The 4364-nt window shown below is 45.3% G+C and carries 2 protein-coding genes; both read right to left on the bottom strand.

Annotated features, from left to right (window positions below):
- Positions 1 to 64: 64 nt before the first annotated feature.
- On the bottom strand, positions 65 to 2209 hold the full coding sequence (locus tag ACMXYU_RS08235; RefSeq protein ID WP_415901087.1) for a hypothetical protein: 2145 nt from the start codon (positions 2207 to 2209) through the stop codon (positions 65 to 67).
- A 12-nt stretch (positions 2210 to 2221) separates the two neighbouring features.
- Positions 2222 to 4099, bottom strand: a complete 1878-nt coding sequence (locus tag ACMXYU_RS08240; protein ID WP_415901088.1) for an efflux RND transporter periplasmic adaptor subunit — start codon at positions 4097 to 4099, stop codon at positions 2222 to 2224.
- Between the last annotated feature and the right edge of the window lie 265 nt (positions 4100 to 4364).

Here is a 4364-nt window from a genome sequence, read left to right on the forward strand (position 1 = left end):
GCTGTTTTGGCAGGATGACTTTTGTGGGTAATGCCCCAGAATTACACCGGGGCGCAGTGAGGCGCTAGATTTCAAAACGACTCAACAGCAGCTGTTTGAGTTGTCTATACCATTGAAATGCCAATGGCTCGTAACCGTGATCAAATCGCACATTTACACGACCTCCTATATTCCCTATCTCTTCAATATTTGGGAGAAGCAGATCAAATTGGAAGAACCGTTCCAGTGTCGTTAAACCATCAGGGTCACTGAGATCGACAGGAAACTTACCTCCTCCAGTACTGCCTAATGCTGCCGAAGGTAATTTGAAAATCCCTCCTGGCACCTCTCTCTCTATCTGTGCTTCTTGCGGAAATTTGTCTGCACTCTCTATCCAAGCATCTACTTTTTCAGTTCTATTCCTTACTAATCCGATTTGATTTTGGCTGACAACGGTTCGAATGCGTGTGGTAGTAGGTTCGAGTACGTAGCCAATAATATCGCCACGGTTCATAAATCGTCCGGGTAAGTCGATCGCTGAAGGAACAATAAACAAACCTGTAGCACCACTGAAGACGGTGAGGGACTGAAGTTGTTCTTCAATTCTGGTTTGCTCAGCCTCAAGGCTTTCTATCTCTTTCCTAATGACTAGCGCTTGGGAGCGATTGGCGAACTGTAACTGCACTAAACGTGCTTCTAATTCCCTTCTTTGTGCTTTAAGAAGCGCCGATTGAGCTTCAAGAAAGGGATCGTGAGATTGAATTAAGGGCTGACCTTCTTGGACTATCGTATTTTGCTGAACCAAAAGCTCTTCAACAAAACCATCCACTTGCATACGGACATGAGACTTTTCCGGTAGCCAAATAACACCCTCTGCAAGGGTTTTAGATGGAGCTGGAATGACAAATAGCATGATAAACAAACTGGCTAGCCCGACAGCTGAATAAGTAATAGCTTTGGATCGTTTGTACTTAAGACGCGAATGGGTAAATAGGAAATCCAGCACCTTGAATAAAGGCAGAACCAACTGGGTAGTTATCGCCCAGATAGCCAATAACACCCCGATAAAGAATAGTTCGCCCGCTATAAATAAGATGATGACGAACATGATAAACATGCGATAAGCGAACGAAGCGATCCCGTAGAAGATTAACCACCCTCTTTCACCGCTTTCTGCTGGTGAGTGCTGATCGGTAACGGAAAACAAGTAGCGTTGAGTTAAGTAAGCCAGATACTTTTTAGAGCGGGTTGCCAGATTAGGCATCTCTATGAGGTCCGACATGATGTAGTAGCCATCAAATCGCAGTAATGGATTGCCGTTAAAGAACAGGGTTGATACACCGCCTATCAGCATGACGTTGAATGCAATGGCTCTAACGATACCGGCTTCAACGTTTAACCAAACAAACATAGCGATAGATGCTAAAAAAAGCTCGACCATTATGCCTGCAGCACTGACTACAACACGCTTATGCCTTTCCGGGAATGCGGTTGCGGAAGATGCCTCGACGTAAGGTATGGGCATCAAAACTAACAACATGACGCCCATCTCATGGACTTCACCGCCCCACACCTTTGCCGCATAAGCATGCCCGAGTTCGTGTAAGGCCTTAACTAATGGGTAGATCAGCCAAAGTAAAAATAGATTGTTATAAGTAATGGCTTGGTCGATAGCGTTCTCTGTTAGATCAGACCAATGAATACCTGCTTGAACAGCACCAGCGATAATTACGCTTAGCCAGATTAATAAACCACCAAGGCCAAACAAAGGTTTGGTTAAATACAGTGTTTTGGCTAAGAATTTATCTGGGTCCCATAAGGGAAAGCGAAGCGCTAAAGGTGACATGAGCCTTTGCTTCCATTTAACCTTTTCATGACGTTGGTGGCGGTTAAATAACTCTTCGCTGTCTGGAATTACATCAGTCTGGAGAACATTTGCTATATGAAGCTGACTGAGAAACTGCATCGTTTCATCTTGTGTAGGTGCGTCATCTCCAAGTTGTTTGGCCAATAGCTGCCAAATCTGATCTACAGTGCGCTCCCCGTCCATCAACCCTATAAAGTGATAGGCAGCTGGGGTGAAACGATGATATTGCCCAGACGATGGCTCCTTAATGATGTACCAGATCTGACCACGGTACTCATGTCGATTGATTTGAGTGTGGCTACGAATATGTGGTTTAAGCTCTGCTACGCGGTACCACATTGAACTGTATAGATTGTCAGCCATAGTCTTCTCCGCCTACGGCCACCAAGACCAAACTGTAAACCTTACCCATTCAGTGAATTCATGGGTCCATATCCAAATTAGTTTACGCTGCTCTATATTTACTTTGCCGACTCCCTCCATGCCGGGTCTTAATCTTTCTATTCCTCCGTCTATATAGGCTTCTACTCGGAAATAGTTACGCCCATCCTCTGCAATCGCTACAGGTGTTTTCTTGACGATTACCATATCCAAAAGCTGGTTTGGCATGCTTGCTAGTTTTAATGAGCCTAACTGTCCCTCTTTGACTTGAGAGTATTCCCTCTCATCCACTTTTAAAATGACCCGATAGCTATTCAGTGGCGCCAACTCGAATAACACTTGTCCTCGCTCTACAGGCGCGCCTAGCATCTGACTCAGATCACCACTGACGATGACACCATCAAAGGGGGCTGTGACCGCTGTTCGATTTAGCTGGGTATCAATCAGTGCTATCTGGCTATCCGCCTGATCTTTCTGGGCACGGAGGATCCGCATCTGCGCACGATCGCCATTGGCGAGGGCTTCTACATATTCACGCTGTCTCTGTTGTTTTTGATTGTTCCATTTAACGCGTTCTAATTTGAGATCTTTATCTTCCATGGCAAACAGAAGATCGCCTTTATTCACGATATCGCCTGCTCTGATATCGGATTTAGAAATGTAACCAGTAAATTTGGCGGTGATCGCGCGTTGAATAGAACCCTCTAGACTGGCATTGGCAGATACCCGGTAAGTTCCGTCGGCAATACTCAGGAACACAGCTAGGAAAATTGTAGAAATAAGGGCGAGTTTTAAACCGGTATGTCCTTCTCGCACAAAAAGCAGCAATGTATCAGTCAGCGAATCCCACATCTTACTGCCGATCCAACGATCATCTCTTCTACGTGCATCTAATACAGGGCCAACGAGCAGCGCAACATACCGACAGAAATCGATCTCATCTTCTGTGAAACTCTGCCCTTTAGCTCTGGCCAATGTTAGTCCGCCAATCGGATCACCCGCATTTCCCATCGGAATCGTACAGATATGACCGACACTATCTTGCCTTGCGAGGTCTTCATGAGATCTGAGTGCCCGTGGGGCCGTATCAGAAGGCGCTGGATAGACTAATAGCGCTTGTTGATCGAGTGCTTCATCCATAGCTCTGGCGATCAGACGCATTAAGTTATTTTTCTCTTCAAATTCCGCGCTATGAGAAAATGCACTCAATTTAATGTGCTGACCTTTTAAAAAACCAATACCTACCCATTCACAATCCATACAGGAGGTCAGTTCTGTAACAAAAGCGGTCGCAGCGGCATGAAAGCGCTTGGATTCCAAACTCACAGCGACAAGTTCTAGGGCCAAAGCCAAACGGGTTTTAGAGGTTAGTGTGGTTTGTCGAACAAGCGTTTCAAGCCATGCACAGCCCCATTGGAGCTGGCGCATTACTAGACTTAGTTGCCTTTGATTTCGTTCGCTGACTTCGAGAGCAACCACGCCGCAAAGCTGTTCATCAACCAGTAAAGGGTAAGCTAGCGATGTGTGATGATGAGATGATTTACTTGATCTGACTGAGCCTTTTCTTTCGCTCATAGCGAGCTCGGCCACGACTGTCATATCAAAACTAGCTTCACTATCTTCTGGCCAATGAGCGATTGGGGTATATGGCCCTTCTTCTGGCTCGCCCATAACTACAACGCCAGCATGTACCTCTTCGATTAACTGGCATTGCAGTGCAAGCCATGTCGATACGTAGGCTTCTCGCGAGGTTGTTTGCGTGAGCTTGGCCCAAAAATTGGGGTTTAGAAAGGTGTCAGAAACAGCGGATGCTTCTGAATTTTCTCGGCTACCATCCTCTGGTTGCTCTATTTGGTATTCGTCGGTTCCCACAATATAACCTTCCTAACATGGACTAAGCGCATTGGTAGAGGTTAAGGGAGTTGAATGCCAACAGCTGATTTATGAAACATTATCAGCCCCCACAAACTAAACAGAGCGCTGGATATCAATCTTTTTTGCCGCTTCTATTTAGAATTCTTAGCTGTAGAAAAAGTATAGACGTGGATCTTGAAGCTCTCAAAAAACAAAAGCTATTTATCTAATAGTTGTTTAAAAACAATTAGATAAATAGCTTTTGTGATGCTGGATGTAATGG

Source organism: Neptuniibacter sp. QD48_11 (genome assembly GCF_047778095.1).
Taxonomy (GTDB): Bacteria; Pseudomonadota; Gammaproteobacteria; order Pseudomonadales; family Balneatricaceae; genus Neptuniibacter.